At 70.3% G+C, this 14,931-nt stretch carries 14 protein-coding genes; 7 read left to right on the top strand and 7 right to left on the bottom strand.

All coding sequences use genetic code 11. From position 1 onward, the window contains the following. The first annotated feature begins 141 nt into the window (after positions 1–141). The 6 genes from tsf to KGA66_RS07285 all read left to right on the top strand — a co-directional run bounded on the left by tsf (position 142) and on the right by KGA66_RS07285 (position 5,518). Entirely contained in the window at positions 142–981 is an 840-nt protein-coding gene (tsf, locus tag KGA66_RS07260; RefSeq protein ID WP_211465935.1) for a translation elongation factor Ts, read from the top strand. Positions 982–1,114: 133 nt separating this feature from the next. Continuing rightward, positions 1,115–1,897: a UMP kinase gene (pyrH, locus tag KGA66_RS07265; RefSeq protein ID WP_211466010.1), complete on the top strand. Its 783-nt coding sequence runs from the start codon at positions 1,115–1,117 to the stop codon at positions 1,895–1,897. Positions 1,898–1,945: 48 nt separating this feature from the next. Continuing rightward, a complete protein-coding gene (frr, locus tag KGA66_RS07270) occupies positions 1,946–2,503 on the top strand; it encodes a ribosome recycling factor (RefSeq protein ID WP_211465937.1) in 558 nt (185 codons plus the stop codon). A gap of 233 nt (positions 2,504–2,736) precedes the next feature. After that, complete coding sequence (locus tag KGA66_RS07275) at positions 2,737–3,567, top strand: phosphatidate cytidylyltransferase (protein ID WP_211465940.1); 831 nt, start codon at positions 2,737–2,739, stop codon at positions 3,565–3,567. 39 nt (positions 3,568–3,606) lie between these two features. Further along, complete coding sequence (gene rlmN, locus KGA66_RS07280; protein WP_211465941.1) at positions 3,607–4,755, top strand: dual-specificity RNA methyltransferase RlmN; 1,149 nt, start codon at positions 3,607–3,609, stop codon at positions 4,753–4,755. 97 nt (positions 4,756–4,852) lie between these two features. Beyond that, on the top strand, positions 4,853–5,518 hold the full coding sequence (locus KGA66_RS07285; protein ID WP_211465943.1) for an HAD family hydrolase: 666 nt from the start codon (positions 4,853–4,855) through the stop codon (positions 5,516–5,518). Here the strand turns inward: KGA66_RS07285 and KGA66_RS07290 are convergent. The 6 genes from KGA66_RS07290 to KGA66_RS07315 form a co-directional block, all read right to left on the bottom strand. Continuing rightward, positions 5,484–6,146, bottom strand: coding sequence for a hypothetical protein (locus KGA66_RS07290; RefSeq protein ID WP_211465945.1), 663 nt, complete (start codon positions 6,144–6,146; stop codon positions 5,484–5,486). The genes KGA66_RS07285 and KGA66_RS07290 overlap by 35 nt on opposite strands. Next, entirely contained in the window at positions 6,143–6,892 is a 750-nt protein-coding gene (locus KGA66_RS07295; protein ID WP_211465947.1) for an ATP-binding cassette domain-containing protein, read from the bottom strand. Before KGA66_RS07295 ends, KGA66_RS07290 begins: the two co-directional genes overlap by 4 nt. 137 nt (positions 6,893–7,029) lie before the next feature. Then, positions 7,030–8,409, bottom strand: a complete 1,380-nt coding sequence (locus tag KGA66_RS07300; protein ID WP_211465949.1) for an NAD(P)/FAD-dependent oxidoreductase — start codon at positions 8,407–8,409, stop codon at positions 7,030–7,032. 39 nt (positions 8,410–8,448) lie between these two features. Continuing rightward, a complete protein-coding gene (locus KGA66_RS07305; protein ID WP_246507159.1) occupies positions 8,449–9,129 on the bottom strand; it encodes a pyridoxamine 5'-phosphate oxidase family protein in 681 nt (226 codons plus the stop codon). A gap of 24 nt (positions 9,130–9,153) precedes the next feature. Next, a complete protein-coding gene (locus tag KGA66_RS07310; RefSeq protein ID WP_211465951.1) occupies positions 9,154–10,530 on the bottom strand; it encodes an aspartate aminotransferase family protein in 1,377 nt (458 codons plus the stop codon). Further along, positions 10,527–10,997, bottom strand: coding sequence for an Lrp/AsnC family transcriptional regulator (locus tag KGA66_RS07315; RefSeq protein ID WP_246507174.1), 471 nt, complete (start codon positions 10,995–10,997; stop codon positions 10,527–10,529). Before KGA66_RS07315 ends, KGA66_RS07310 begins: the two co-directional genes overlap by 4 nt. 247 nt (positions 10,998–11,244) lie before the next feature. Between KGA66_RS07315 and KGA66_RS07320 the strand changes: the two genes are divergently transcribed. Continuing rightward, positions 11,245–12,675, top strand: coding sequence for a gamma-aminobutyraldehyde dehydrogenase (locus KGA66_RS07320; RefSeq protein WP_211465953.1), 1,431 nt, complete (start codon positions 11,245–11,247; stop codon positions 12,673–12,675). A 284-nt stretch (positions 12,676–12,959) separates the two neighbouring features. Here the strand turns inward: KGA66_RS07320 and KGA66_RS07325 are convergent, their stop codons facing one another. Next, positions 12,960–14,639 carry a PucR family transcriptional regulator gene (locus tag KGA66_RS07325; protein WP_211465955.1) on the bottom strand — a complete coding sequence of 560 codons (1,680 nt, stop codon included), beginning with the start codon at positions 14,637–14,639 and terminating at the stop codon, positions 12,960–12,962. Positions 14,640–14,931 lie beyond the last annotated feature (292 nt).

Raw genomic sequence — 14,931 nt, forward strand, 5'->3', positions numbered from 1 at the left:
GGCCGGTCCGGTCGGCGCAGTGCCGACCGGACCGCGCGGCGCCGCGGTTCTTCCCGCCACCGAGACCACCACACGTAATCCAGCCCGCATCCGGCTGCTGAACGCAGCCGCCGCGCGGGCGCCAAGCGAGGGACAAGCAGCATGGCGAACTACACCACCGCCGACGTCAAGCGGCTGCGCGAGCTGACCGCCGCGGGCATGATGGACTGCAAGAAGGCGCTGGAGGAGTCCGGCGGCGACTTCGACAAGGCCGTCGAGTACCTGCGCGTCAAGGGCCTCAAGGGCGTCACCAAGCGCGAGGGCCGCTCGGCCAGCAACGGCCTGGTCACCGCGCAGATCGCGGAAGACAACAGCACCGGCACCCTGCTGGAGCTCAACTGCGAGACCGACTTCGTCGCCAAGGGCGAGCGTTTCCAGCAGGTCGCCGCCGAACTGCTGGCGCACGTCGCGGCCACCGGACCGGCCGAGGTCCCGGCACTGCTGGCCTCGACCTTCCCGACCACCGGCAAGACCGTGCAGGAGTTCGTCGACGAGGCGAACGCCACTCTCGGCGAGAAGATCGAACTGCGCCGTTTCGCCGGCTTCCAGGGCGGCTACGTCGCGGCGTACCTGCACAAGACCTCCCCGGACCTGCCCGCGCAGGTCGGCGTGCTGGTGCAGCTGGACAAGCCGAGCGCGCAGACCGCCAAGGACATCGCCCAGCACATCGCCGCCTTCGCGCCGAAGTACCTGACCCGCGACGACGTGCCGAGCGAGGTCGTGGAGAACGAGCGGCGCCTGGCCGAGGAGACCTCCCGTGAAGAGGGCAAGCCGGAGGCCGCGCTGCCGAAGATCGTCGAGGGCCGGGTCAACGGGTTCTTCAAGGAGAACGTCGTCGTGGAGCAGGCGTTCGCGAAGGACCAGAAGAAGACCGTGCAGCAGGTGCTCAACGAGGCAGGCGTGACGCTCCAGGCGTTCGCGCGCTTCCGCGTCGGCGCCTAGTGTCCCGAGTCGGACACTAGCGTCCCCGCGGACCGTTCGTCGGCGCCGCGCCGCGCGATGCGCCGGATCGGTAGGGTCGTGCGCGCGCCGATATGCACCACATGAGCAAGAGGAGGCCGCAGTCGTGGCTGGTATCCATCAAGAAACCGACCCGGCTGCGGCCTTCGCCACGCACCCGGGAGAGCGCGGGCGATACACGCGCGTCGTGTTGAAGCTGTCCGGAGAGGTGTTCGGCGGCGGCAGGGTGGGCGTCGACCCGGATGTCGTGCAGGCCATCGCACGGGAGATCGCGGAGGCGATCAGGCAGACCGGTACCCAGGTCGCCATCGTGGTCGGCGGGGGCAACTTCTTCCGTGGCGCGGAGCTGAAGAACCGCGGCATGGAGCAGGCCCGCGGCGACTACATGGGCATGCTCGGCACGGTGATGAACTGCCTGGCGCTGCAGGACTTCCTGGAGAAGCAGGGGGTGGACACCCGGGTGCAGACCGCCATCACCATGGCCCAGGTCGCCGAGCCGTACATCCCGCGCAAGGCGATCCGGCACCTGGAGAAGGGCCGAGTGGTGATCTTCGGTGCCGGCGCGGGCATGCCCTACTTCACCACGGACACCACCGCCGCGCAGCGCGCCCTGGAGATCGGCGCCGAGGTGGTGCTGATGGCCAAGCAGGGGGTGGACGGCATCTACGACGCCGACCCGAAGTCGAACCCGGACGCGGTCCGGTTCGACACGATGACCCACCGTGAGCTGCTCAACCGCGGCCTGAAGGTCGCCGATTCCACCGCGGTGTCGTTGTGCATGGACAACGGCATGCCGATCGTCGTATTCGGACTCTTCGACGGCAACATCGCCCGCGCGGTGTCCGGCGCGAAGATCGGTACGCTGGTCAGCCGTGAAGACGGCGCGGTCACGCAGTAGTTTGTGAGACTGAGACAACCGGACTGGCGGGACAAAGGGAGCCGTGAAGTGATCGACGAGACCCTCCTCGAAGCCGAGGAGAAGATGGACAAGGCCGTGTCGGTGGCCAAGGAGGACTTCGCAGGCATCCGCACCGGCCGGGCCACCCCGGGCATGTTCAGCAAGATCACGGTGGACTACTACGGCACCGCGACGCCGGTGACCCAGCTCGCCTCCATCCAGGCGCCGGAGGCGCGGATGGCCGTGATCACGCCCTACGACAAGAGCAGCCTGGCCGCGGTGGAGAAGGCGATCCGGGACTCGGACCTGGGCGTCAATCCCGGCAACGACGGCAACGTCATCCGGGTCGTCTTCCCGCAGCTGACCGAGGAGCGGCGCAAGGAGTACATCAAGGTGGCCCGCGGCAAGGCCGAGGACGCCAAGGTCTCCGTGCGCAACATCCGCAGGCACGCCAAGGAGGCCATCGACAAGCTGATCAAGGACGGCGAGGTCGGCGAGGACGAGGGCAAGCGCGCGGAGAAGGAACTGGACGGATTCACCGCCAAGCACACCGCGCAGATCGACGAGGCGCTCCGGCACAAGGAGAACGAGCTGCTGGAGGTCTGAGCCTGAGCCTTTCCGGCTCGACCACGTCGCCCGGGCTCGTCATCGCTGATGATTGTCTGATCGTCGGATTACGCTCACCATGGGACTGAGCGCGAGAGCGGCGCGTCCCCGCGGCACGATGGGGCCGCCGCAGCCCGGTCCGCCGAGATCGGGTACCGTCATCGGCTGACAACACGATCCGGCTCGGGGAAAGGCCGCAGATGACCAGCGCCTTGAAGCGGAGGGAGCAGCCCGTGGCGCCGACCGGCCGGCCGAGCCGGGCCGGGCGGAACCTCCCCGCCGCGATAGGCGTCGGACTGGCCCTCGGCGCGGCGATCATCGCCTCACTGCTGCTGTTCAAGCCCGCCTTCCTCGCACTGGTCGCGGCGGCCGCCGTGCTCGGGGTGCGCGAGCTATACATAGCGTTCCAGGAACGTGGAATCCGCTTCCCGGTCCTCCCGGTCACGGTCGGCGGGGTCGGGATGCTCGTTTTGGCCTACTACCGCGGCGAAAGCGCCCTGGCCTCGGCGCTCGCGCTGACCGCGGTGGCCGTCGTGGTGTGGCGGCTGGCCGAACCCGCGGAGGGATACCTGCGCGACACGAGCGCGGGCGTGCTGGCCGCCGTTTACGTCCCCTTCCTCGCCGGGTTCGCCCTGCTACTCGCGGCCGCCGACCACGGTGCGCAGCGGGTCCTGGTCTTCCTGATCCTGACCGTCTGCAACGACACCGGCGGCTACGCGGCCGGCGTGCTGGCCGGCCGGCATCCCATGGCCCCCTCCATCTCGCCCAAGAAGTCCTGGGAGGGCCTGGCCGGCTCGGTGGTCACCGCGGGCGCCGCGGGCGCGATCAGCATGACTCTCATGCTGCACGCGCAGGCATGGCAGGGCGCGGTCACCGGGGCGGCCGTGGTCGCCAGCGCGACCCTCGGCGACCTGTGCGAGTCGATGATCAAACGGGACCTGGGCATCAAGGACCTGGGCAACCTGCTGCCCGGCCACGGCGGCATCATGGACCGCCTCGACTCCCTGCTGCCCACCGCCCCGGTGGCCTGGCTGCTGATCTCGCTCTTCGTTCCGGTCAGGTAGTCCGGCGCGATCATCGCTTCATGGGACAATGGGCGGATTATGAGCACGCAGGATCTGCCCACCCCGTCCGTACCGGTCGGCACGCGCCCCGAACCGGGTCGGCTCGTCTTCGAGGCGCCGCGCCGCGGCAAGCCGCCGCGCCACCTGGCCGACCTGAACCCGGCCGAGCGCAAGAGCGCGCTCACCGAGGCGGGCCTGCCGGGATTCCGCGCCACGCAGCTGTCCAAGCACTACTTCGGCCGACTGGTCGACGACCCCGCGGACTGGACCGACGTGCCCGCGGCGCAACGCGAGAGCCTGCACGCCGCGTTGTTCCCGCGGCTGATGACCGCGGTGCGCGAGATCACCTGCGACGGCGGCACGACCCGCAAGACGCTGTGGCGGCTGCATGACGGCGCCATGGTCGAGTCGGTGCTGATGCGGTACCCGGATCGGGTGACCATGTGCGTCTCCTCGCAGGCCGGCTGTGGCATGAACTGCCCGTTCTGCGCCACCGGCCAGGCCGGGCTCACGCGCAACCTGTCCGCCGCGGAAATCGTCGAGCAGGTCGTCGCCGGCGCGCGCGAGCTGGCCCGCGGCGAGGTGCCAGGCGGTCCGGGACGGGTCTCGAACGTGGTGTTCATGGGCATGGGCGAGCCGCTGGCGAACTACAACGCGGTCCTCGGCGCGGTGCGCCGGCTGACCGATCCGGCGCCGGACGGCCTCGGCCTGTCGCAGCGCCACCTGACCGTCTCCACGGTGGGCCTGGTTCCCGCGATCGAGAAGCTGACCGCGGAACGCCTGAACCTCACCCTGGCCGTCTCGCTGCACGCCCCCGACGACGACCTGCGCGACGAACTGGTCCCGGTGAACACCCGCTGGCGGATCGGCGAGGTGCTGGGCGCGGCCTGGGAGTATGCGCGAACCACCAAGCGTCGCGTCTCGATCGAATACGCCCTCATCCGCGACATCAACGACCAGGCCTGGCGCGCCGACCTGCTGGGCAAGCGGCTGCGCGGCAAGCTCGCGCACGTGAACCTGATCCCGCTCAACCCGACTCCGGGCTCGAAGTGGACCGCCTCGCGGCCGCAGGACCAGGACGCCTTCGCGCGCGTTCTGGAAGCGTACGGCGTGCCGGTCACGGTACGTGACACGCGCGGCCGCGAGATCGACGGCGCCTGCGGACAACTGGCGGCCGCGACGGCCTGACCCGAGATGGCGTGGCGCGACGGAAAGAGACCGGGCCGCTGTCGGTTCGGGGCGGTATTTTGTACGGCGTGACGTGGGTGGGGAACGGGCGGGCTGGATGAGCACGGTCAAGCACATCGTGTGGGACTGGAACGGTACGTTGTTCGACGATCAGGACCTGGTCGTCGCCGCGACGAACGCCTCGCTGGCCGCGATCGGGGTGCGACAACGCATCACGAACGACCAGTACAAGGACCTGTATCAGCGGCCGATGGAGGACTTCTACGCCGCGCTGATCGGCTTCGCCGTCTCGCCGGCGCAGTGGCCGGTGCTCGACGCGGCCTTCGGCGAGCACTACCTGTCGCACATGCGTGAGTGCGGGCTGAGCGCGGACGCGCTGGCCGCGATGGACGCCTGGTCGCCGCGCACCCAGTCGCTGCTGTCCATGTTCGGCCACGAAGACCTGCTGCGGCTGACCGGCGAGATGGAGTTGCACGGCCGCTTCCACCGGATCGACGGGCGTCCCGCGGAGCTCGACTTCGGGCCGAAGGCCAAGTACCTGGTCCAGCATCTGGAGCAGTTGCGCGCGCACGAGCCCGCACTGACCGCCGATCAGGTCGCGCTGATCGGCGACTGCGCGGACGACGCCTATGCGGCGTTCCATGTCGGTGCGCGGGCCGTGCTCTACACCGGCGGCTCCTCCAGCCGCACGGTCCTGGAACAGGTCGGAGTCCCGGTGGTGGACTCGCTCAGTGAGGCCGTCGCCCTGCTCGCGCAGCACTGATCCGGCGGCCGCGGACCACGGCGTGCGGCCGGCGCCGGCCAATGCGCGCCCGGGCTGTCGAGTCGGCTGCCAGCGCGACCGCGACGCACAGCGCAGCGGTCAGCGCGACCACGAGCAGCCAGGTCACCGCGTCGGCGCCGAACATTCCGTGCAGTGGGGACCGACGCGGCGCGAGCTTCCCTGCGGGGGAGTGCAGTAACGCGACGAGCGTCGCGCCCCCGAGCGCGCCCCCGGCGGTGAACAGGCACGGCCTGACGGACGCGATCAGCCGCGCGGTATGGGCCTCGGCCCCAGCCTGCCGCAGTCCGCGTGCGGTTGCTCGGCGAGTGTCGCCGAGCGTGGCCGCCGCCCACACGACGGCTCCGCAGCCGGGCAGCGCGGCGCACAGGAGACGGGCGAGCGTTCCCGTGGTCAGCCGCTCGGCCGGGGCGACCAGCAACACTGTCACCGGCGGCGCGAGCAGCGCCGCGGACCAGGTGAGGCGGCAGGCCGCGGCCCAGGCGGCGCGGTCCGCCGGCGCGGCCAGCCGCAGGGCCAGGCGGGTGTGGAAGCCGGCCCGGCCACCCGGCCGGCGACCGGCGTGCGCGGTGCCGCTCGGCGCGGAACGGCTTGTCTGGCCGCTGCTCATCTGCCGGCCTTCGCCGCCCTGGGCGGCGGCTCGGCCGGTGGGACCGGAGGTGCCGGGGGCGCTGGAACCGGCTCGGACTGCACGCGGCCGTCCACCAGGTGAACGGTGCGGTCGTGGCTCGCGGCCGTTGTGGCGTCCCGGGTGAATACGATCAACGCCGTGCCGTGTGAACGTGCCACCGAGCGCAGGATCCGGAACGTGGTCCGGGCGGCGTCCTCGTCCAGGCCGAGGAACGGCTCGTCGGCGAGCAGAACCAGCGGGTCGTTCACCATCGCCCGGACCAGGGCCGCCCGTCGCAGCACCGCCACGGGCAGGCCGGTCGGCCGCTGATCGGCCGCGTCCGCGATCTCGAAACGGCTCAGCCAGGTCAGTACGCGGCGCGCCGCGGCGCTCTCACCGGTACCGGCGAAGCGCAGCGGAAGCGCGGTGTTCTGCGCCAGCGTCAATTCGGGCAGGAAGACGGCTTCCTGGTGCACCAGCCCGTAATGCCGCAGTCGGAAGGCACGCCGCTGGTCTGGCGGCAGCAGATGGACCGGCTTGCCGTTGGTCCAGACCGTTCCGGAGGCGGGAATCGTCTCGCCGGAAAGACACGTCTTCAACGCCGACTTGCCGGAACCCGGGCCGCCGAGGACCGCGACGGTCTCCCCCTCGCCCACCGCGAGCCCGACCTGGTTCAGCACCGATCCGTCGGCGGGCAGCACCAGCCCGCGCGCGTCCAGCACCGGGTTGTCAGAAGGAAGGCTCACGCGGATACTCTCCCCGCGCGGCGCGCCGGTTTCGCGGTGGTTCGCGCCGATTCATCCGAACTGACGAGCCGTCGGGCGACGCTTGGGCCCGGGCGCGGGGCCGTCCGGATGAGGCGATGTTTCAGACGGTGCCCGTGTCAGTGACCGATGAACGGCGCGAACAGCGCGGCGCGGCGCGAGGGACGCCGGGTGCGCAGCTCCTCCGCGTCCGCGCTGCCCATGACGCGCAGCCCGGCGTTCGCCCCGAGCCAGCGCAGCGGCTCGACCTCCCAGCGGCGGGAGCGGTGGCCGACCCAGGGCAGCGCGGTCAGCGCGCCGGGATCGTCCGGGGTGTCGCGCAGGAGCCGGGCGAGGGTGCGCCCGGCGAGATTCGACGCGCCGACACCGTCGCCCACGTAGCCGCCGGCCCATGCCAGTTTCGCCGCCCGATCCAGGCCCACGGAGGCGAACCAGTCTCGCGGAACTCCCAGTACGCCGCCCCACGTGTGCGTGACCGGTACGTTTCGCAGCACCGGGAACAACTCGCCGAGCACGCGCCTGAGCTCGGCGTGCACTCGCGGTTCCCGGTCGTATTCGGGCCTTATGGACGAGCCGTAGTGATAAGGCGCGCCGCGGCCGCCGAACGCGAACCGGCCGTCCGCCGTGCGCTGGCCGTAGATGATCAGGTGCCTGTAGTCGGCGATGGTCTGGCGCCGGGCCAGGCCGATCTGCTGCCAGACCTCGTCGGACAGCGGCTCGGTCGCCAACATCAGCGAGTACACCGGAGCGAGCGCCCGCTTGAAGCCCCGGATGCTCGGCGTGTAGCCCTCAGTGGCGCGCACCACCATGTCCGCTCGCACGGTCCCGTGCCGCGTCGTGACGACCCCGTCCCTGATCGCGGTCACCGGGGTCTGCTCGTAAACGGCGACGCCGAGGCGCTCCACGACCCGGGCCAGGCCGCGCGCGAGCCGCGCCGGATGGATCACGGCGCAGTGGGGTGTGTATGTGCCGCCGAGCACGCCGGTCGCGTTGGCGTGCCGCTGCGCCTCCAGGGCCGTGAGCAGCCGCAGATCCTCTTCGCCGAACCCGAATGCGCGGCTTTCCTCGACGTCCGCGCGCGCCCGCTGCAACTGGACCGCGCTGCGCGCGAGCACGGCCGTGCCGCCCTTGGCGTAGTGACAGTCGATCCCCTCGGCCTGGGCCACCCGGCCGACCTCGTCGACGGTGTCGTTCAGCGCCCGCTGCAGGGCGACGGCCGCGCTCTTCGACCCGGCGACCTTCGCCACCTTCGTCAGGCTGGAGGGGAACAGCGCCGAACACCAGCCGCCGTTGCGGCCCGACGCCCCGAATCCGGCGAAGTTCGCCTCCAGCACGGCGATGCGCGCGGACGGCTCGGCCATTTTCAGGTAGTAAGCCGTCCACAATCCGGTATAGCCCGCACCTACTATCGCCACGTCCACGGCAGTGTCGGCGGGCAGCGGCGGGCGTGGCGTGATCGGTTCGGGCAGCGAGTCGTGCCAGAACGACAGTGTGCTCACAGCGGGGCCTTCACGCGGTGCCGCCTTCGGGGTCGGTGTTCAACGCCGCCATCGGCGTACGTAGTCGGGGACGGATGAGAATTCGGGCGCGAGGTCGGCAGCCGGGACGGGATCGCACCAGGACTCGTTCAGCGGCACGGTTCCGGCCCATACCGGCAGCCCGACATCCGCCGGGTCGTCCTGCGGGCCACCCGCGGAGACCTTCGCCGAACACTGCGTGAGCGGCAGTTCAAGCACCGCGGTGGCTTGCAGCTCTCGCGCCGACGGGGGCCGGATCTCCTTCCAGCGCCCCGGCATCAGGCGCTCGCTGATGCGCTCCAGCGCCGCCAGTTTGGTCTGTCCGTGCAGTACGCAGCAGTGGCCGAGCACCAGCACCGAGCGGTAGTCCATCGAGGATTCGAATGCCGATCTGGCGAGCACCAAGCCGTCCAGCAGCGTCACGGTGAAGCAGACCGGGGCGCCGGCGGCGCACAAACGAAACAGCCTGCTCGCCGCGGAGCCGTGGAAGAGCACCGTGTCCTGGTACCGGGCATAGGCGACCGGCAGCACGTACGGCTGACCGGTCTCGTCTGCGACTGAAAGGTGCCCGACGAGCCCGGCGTCGAGGATCCCGCACAGCGTCCCCGAATCGGTGACGGCTTTCTCCGGCTGGCGGCGCAGCCGGGTCCTCGCGGAAGAACCCGGCGCCGCTGTGTCAGCGTTCATCGTCATGGTCGTCATGGCAGGTATTACACGGGGCTCGTGTTACAGCCGAGTCCACGCTTCGGTGAGCACTGTGCGAAGGATCTGTTCGATCTCGTCGAAGGTGCCCTGGTCGGCGATCAGCGGCGGGGAAAGCTGCACCACCGGATCGCCGCGGTCGTCGGCCCGGCAGTAGAGGCCGTTGTCGAACAGCGCCTTCGACAGGTACCCGTAGAGCACCCGCTCGCACTCCTCGTCGGAGAGCGTCTCCCTGGTCGCCTTGTCCTTGACCAGTTCGATGCCGTAGAAGAAGCCGTTGCCGCGCACGTCGCCGACGATCGGAAGGTCGTGCAGGCGCTGGAGCGTCGCCAGGAACGCGCCCTCGTTGTCGAGCACGTGCTGGTTGAGGCCCTCGCGCTCGAAGATGTCCAGGTTCGCCAGCGCCACGGCCGCGGAGACGGGGTGCCCGCCGAAGGTGTAGCCGTGCAGGAAGGTGTTGTCGCGCTGGTAGAAGGGTTCGGCCAGCCGGTCGGAGATGATGCACGCGCCGATCGGCGAATAGCCGGAGGTCATGCCCTTGGCGCAGGTGATCATGTCCGGCACGTAATCGAACTTCTCGCAGCCGAACATCGTGCCGAGCCGGCCGAAGGCGCAGATCACCTCGTCCGAAACGAGCAGTACATCGTATTTGTCGCAGATCTCGCGCACCCGCTGGAAATATCCGGGCGGCGGCGGGAAGCAGCCGCCGGCGTTCTGCACCGGTTCCAGCACGACCGCCGCGACCGTTTCCGGCCCCTCGAACAGGATCTGCTGCTCGATCCGGTCGGCGGCCCAGCGGCCGTAGGCCTCCGCGTCCCGGCCCAGTTCCTCGATCCCGGAGATCTCGGCGGCGCGGTAGAAGTTGGTGTTCGGCACCTTGTGCGCGCCCGGCACCAGCGGCTCGAACGGCGCCTTGAGCGCGGGCAGGCCGGTGATCGACAGGGCGCCCTGCGGCGTGCCGTGATACGCCACCGCGCGGGAGATCACCTTGTACTTGGTCGGCTTGCCGGTCAGCTTGAAGTACTGCTTGGCCAGCTTCCACGCGGTCTCGACCGCCTCGCCGCCGCCGGTGGTGAAGAAGACCTTGTTCAGCTCGCCCGGCGCGTAGTTCGCCAGCCGCTCGGCCAGTTCGACCGCCTTCGGGTGCGCGTAGGACCAGATCGGGAAGAAGGCCAGCTCCTGCGCCTGCTTGTACGCGGCCTCGGCGAGTTCGGCGCGGCCGTGTCCGGCCTGCACCACGAACAGGCCGGCGAGGCCGTCGAGGTAGCGGCGGCCCTGCGAGTCGAAGATGTGGACGCCTTCGCCGCGCACGATCGTCGGGACGGGCGTGTCCTTGTAGGAGGACATGCGGGTGAAGTGCATCCACAGATGGTCGTAGGCGGCGGACTGGCTCGTACTCATCGGGTTCCCCAGGTATATGTCTGTTTGTGCAGCTTCAGGTAGACGAAGCTTTCGGTGCTGCGTACTTGCGGTATGGCGCGGATGCCCTTGTTGATGGTCTCCAGCAACTGGTCGTCGTCCTCGGCCACCACCTCGACCAGCAGGTCGAAGGAGCCCGCGGTGGCGACCACGTACGAGACCTCCGGCATGGCGGTCAGCGCCTCGGCCACCGGCTCGACGTCGCCCTCGCAGCGGATGCCGATCATCGCCTCCCGGTTGAAGCCGACGGTCAGCGGATCGGTCACCGCGACGATCTGGATGACACCGGACTCCTGGAGCTTCTGGACCCGCTGGCGCACCGCCGCCTCGGACAGGCCCACGGCCTTGCCGATGGTGGCGTACGCCCGGCGGCCGTCCTGCTGAAGCTGCTCGATGATGGCTTTGGACAGATCGTCGAGTGCTGCCTGCTGCGCGCGGCGCCGGCGCAGTGGTTCGACTCGCGCGGCCGGCTGGCCGCCTTCCGCGTGTTCGTTCGGCACCTGGTCCATCATGGGTGCAGATCCCGTCGCTTGGCAAGCCTCAACCAATGGAATTCGTGTTTCAAGGCGCTCCCAGTCACTGATTCCCTCGTTATTTCGTAGTACACGTATCGCTCGGCGGTCCGGTTCGAGCTAGGCTGACGGAAGGTGGGTTCGTCCCCCTCGTGCCCACAAGGATCATCGAGGAGAGTGCGCAATGGAGCCGCGCGTGCTGCGCAACATCGTCGGCGGAAAGCCCGTCGAGACGGTCGGAGGGCGCACCAGCCCGATCATCGACCCGGTGACCGAGGAGGTGATCGCGCACGCGCCGCTGTCCGGCCCCGAGGACGTGGACGCGGCGCTGAAGGTCGCCGCGGAGGCGTTTCGCCAGTGGCGCCGGGCGACCCCCGGCGAGCGGCAGCGCGCCCTGCTGAAACTCGCCGACGCGGTCGAGGTGCGGGCGGGCGAGTTCGCCGCGGTCGAATCGCGCAACACCGGCAAACCGCTGGGGCTGACCGAGACCGAGGAACTGGTCCCGATCGTGGACCAGTTGCGTTTCTTCGCGGGCGCGGCGCGGCTGCTGGAGGGCCGCGCGTCCGGCGAGTACATGGCGAACCACACCTCGATGGTGCGCCGCGAGCCGGTGGGGGTCTGCGCGCAGGTCACGCCCTGGAACTACCCGCTGCTGATGGCCGTGTGGAAGATCGCGCCCGCGATCGCCGCCGGCAACGCGGTCGTGCTCAAGCCGTCCGACACCACGCCGATGTCCACGCTGCTGCTCGCCGAGGTCGCCCAGGAGTTCCTGCCGCCGGGCGTGTTCAACGTGGTGTGCGGCGACCGCGACACCGGCCGCGCGCTGGTGGAGCACCCGATCCCGGCGATGGCGTCGATCACCGGCTCCGTGCGAGCGGGCATCGAGGTCGCGCAGACGGCCGCGAAGGACGTCAAGCGGGTGCACCTGGAGCTCGGCGGCAAGGCCCCGGTGCTCGTGTTCGAGGACGCGGACATCCCGGCGGCCGTCGAGGGCATCTCGGTGGCGGGGTATTTCAACGCCGGCCAGGACTGCACGGCCGCGACGCGGGTCCTGGTGCACGAATCGATCCACGACGAGTTCGTCCGGGCACTGACCGAGGCGGCACAGGCCACGAAGACCGGCCGCCCCGACGACGAGGACGTGCTTTACGGCCCGCTCAACAACGCCGGCCAGTTGGCGCGGGTGCACGGCTTCATCGAGCGGCTGCCCGAGCACGCGACCGTCACCACCGGCGGTCACCGGGTGGGCGAGACCGGGTTCTTCTACGCGCCGACGGTCGTGTCCGGGCTGAGGCAGGACGACGAGATCATCCAGAACGAGGTCTTCGGGCCGGTCATCACGGTACAGAAGTTCGCCGACGAGCAAGAGGCCGTCGAATACGCCAACGGCACGGTCTACGGCCTGGCGTCCTCGGTGTGGACGAAGGATCACGCGCGCGCGCTGCGCTGTTCCCGCGACCTGGACTTCGGCTGCGTGTGGATCAACACGCACATCCCGCTGGTCGCGGAGATGCCGCACGGTGGCTTCGGGCAGTCCGGCTATGGCAAGGACCTGTCGATGTACGGCCTGGAGGATTACACGCGCGTCAAGCACGTGATGTCGAGCATCGGCTGACGGTCGCCGTCGGCGCCCGGGGACATCGACGACGTCAAGTCCGTTTCCCGCCAGCGCGTCGCGGTCGATTCTGCCACGCCGGCGGCATGGACGTGAACATGCCGTGAACATGGGTCGCCACCCACAGGAGAACAAGGACACGCAGGTCCGCGCCGCGTTCCGGATCCACAGATCCTGACCAAGTGCCGGCGCGGCGCGGACCGCGGTCGTGGAACATCGGGCCAGGCGGTTGCGCGCGTCACTGCTTCGGGTGGCGAACCCGTGCGTTGCCGCCCGCGCAGCGCTCAGCGGTCGCGCACGGCGTCGAGGGCGAGCAGGGCGACATGCAGGGAGAGGCAGGACTCGACCGAATCCAGGTCGACGCCGAGAACCCGTTCGATCCGGTGTAAGCGTTCGTAGAAGCTTGGCCGGGAAAGGTGCGCTGCGTCCGCTGCGGCGCTCTTGTTCCTGCCCTGATCCAGATAGATGCCGAGCATGGCGACGAGGTTCGTGCCGCGTTCGGTGTCATAGGCCAGCAGCGGGCCGAGTTCGCGCTCGACGTAGGTCTGGAGTCTGGCGTCGTCCCGCAGCAGGTGTAGCAGGCCCCTGAGTCGCACGTCGACGAGCCGGTGGTACGCGGGACCGCCGACCTGGCGGATCGCCGCGTCGGCGACCTGGACCGCTTCCAGCAGCGAGCGGCGCGCGTCGCGTACCGCGCCGACGCTGGTACCGACCGCGATGGCGAAGTCCGCGCCCTCCGGCCCGGCCAGCCGGCGCACCGTCGCCGCGAACGAGCCCAGCGCCGTGTCCTCGCGGTCCTGCGCCCCGAGCGCCAGCAGCAGCCCGACCGAGCTGTCGTCCACCGAGCCGATCAGCGCGGACAGCCGCTTCTCCCGCACGGCCGCCGCCGCCTGGTCGGTCAGCTCCCGCAGCCGCGCCTGGTTCTCGATCGTCGCGCCCTGAATCGACGCGCCCTGAACCGGCGACGCGTGCGACGAACCGCGCAGGCGCAGCACGATGCCGACCAGACGCCTTCCGTCGAGCCCGACGCCGATGGCGCGGGCCCGCAACGCCACCTCGGCCGCCGAGTGGTCGTGGTTCAGGATCGCGGTCAGCAGGGTGCGGTGCGTCTGCCGCTCCAGCGATTCGCGGTCGCGCTGCATCAGCCGGTTGAGCGCGAGCGTCGCCGCGCCGCGCTCGGCGAGCATGACGAGGCGGGTGGGTGCGGGCGCCGCGACCCCGTCGCACACGATCACCAGCCGGCCCCAGTCCTGCCCGCGTGCGCCCACCACCGTGGTCAGCCAGCCGGAACGCTCGTCGTACGCGGTGCGCGAGGCGGGGCGAACGGCGCGCGAGCGGCCCTCCCAGCCGTCGAGCAGCGCCTCGTCCGTGGAACCCGTCGCGTCGTAGACCAGCACCTGGTGCGCCAGGTTCTCCAGCACCACCGGGCGGTCGGCCATCTTGGCGATCTGCCGCACCACCTCACTCGGCTCGGCGCCCTCGACCGCCAGTTCGGTGAAGGTCTGGTGAACCTCTTCCGAGGCGCGCAGTTCGGCCAGCTGGGTGTCGATGATGCGCGCGTGCACGGCTTCGGTGATCGTGACGAAACGTGTGTCGCGGCCCAGGGTGATCACCGGCAGCCGGTGCTTCTCGGCGGCCAGCAGCAGGGGCTTCGGCGGAGCCTGCGGGTAGCGGCGGCCCAGCTCGACCACGAGTCCCGCCGCGCCGAGCCCGGCCAGGTCCGCGATGAACCGCGCCAGCGCCTCGCGCTCCTCCGGCCACGCGATCGCGGTGGAGAGCACCAGCTCACCGCCGCGCAGGATCTCCTGCACGTCGGTCAGCTCGGTCACGTGCACCCAGCGCACCCGCCGGTCCAGCCCCGCGGCGCCCGCGACGACGCGCGGGTTGCCCTGCCGCACCGCGTCGAGCGCGAGCACTTCGGCGACGGTCGGGAATCCGGGGTGTATGGCGGTGTCGTCGGGCATCGGCGGCCTTCGCGGGCGTGGGAGGAGGTGGGCGCGTGCGAGGTGCCGTTCACGCGCCGGTCATGCGCGGCAGGACACAGTGTTCGGTCCCCGCCGCGGTGGGATGCACTCTGACACCTGGACGCGGCGCAGGCAAGTGCCCGAAGGTGGGCGCAGTCGGTTACGGGCTCATCTAGATTCCGTTGCCGAAGCGAATTCGCCCTGCGGAATCCCTTGTTCCAGGCGCGACAGTCTGTCACGATCCACGGTTATGAGCCGAATGGCCTACGGAAGATGCCTCGTGAGGGCGGCC

It is taken from the genome of Actinocrinis puniceicyclus (assembly GCF_018283645.1).
Classification (GTDB): domain Bacteria; phylum Actinomycetota; class Actinomycetes; order Streptomycetales; family Catenulisporaceae; genus Actinocrinis; species Actinocrinis puniceicyclus.

What these genes read in the sequence shown, in the direction of transcription:
- tsf (WP_211465935.1), top strand. Translation starts at nt 142, where the DNA reads ATGGCGAACTACACCACCGCCGACGTCAAGCGGCTGCGCGAGCTGACC.
- rlmN (WP_211465941.1), top strand. Translation starts at nt 3,607, where the DNA reads ATGAGCACGCAGGATCTGCCCACCCCGTCCGTACCGGTCGGCACGCGC.
- KGA66_RS07285 (WP_211465943.1), top strand. Translation starts at nt 4,853, where the DNA reads ATGAGCACGGTCAAGCACATCGTGTGGGACTGGAACGGTACGTTGTTC.
- KGA66_RS07290 (WP_211465945.1), bottom strand. Translation starts at nt 6,146, where the DNA reads ATGAGCAGCGGCCAGACAAGCCGTTCCGCGCCGAGCGGCACCGCGCAC.
- KGA66_RS07305 (WP_246507159.1), bottom strand. Translation starts at nt 9,129, where the DNA reads ATGACGACCATGACGATGAACGCTGACACAGCGGCGCCGGGTTCTTCC.
- KGA66_RS07310 (WP_211465951.1), bottom strand. Translation starts at nt 10,530, where the DNA reads ATGAGTACGAGCCAGTCCGCCGCCTACGACCATCTGTGGATGCACTTC.
- KGA66_RS07320 (WP_211465953.1), top strand. Translation starts at nt 11,245, where the DNA reads ATGGAGCCGCGCGTGCTGCGCAACATCGTCGGCGGAAAGCCCGTCGAG.
- KGA66_RS07325 (WP_211465955.1), bottom strand. Translation starts at nt 14,639, where the DNA reads ATGCCCGACGACACCGCCATACACCCCGGATTCCCGACCGTCGCCGAA.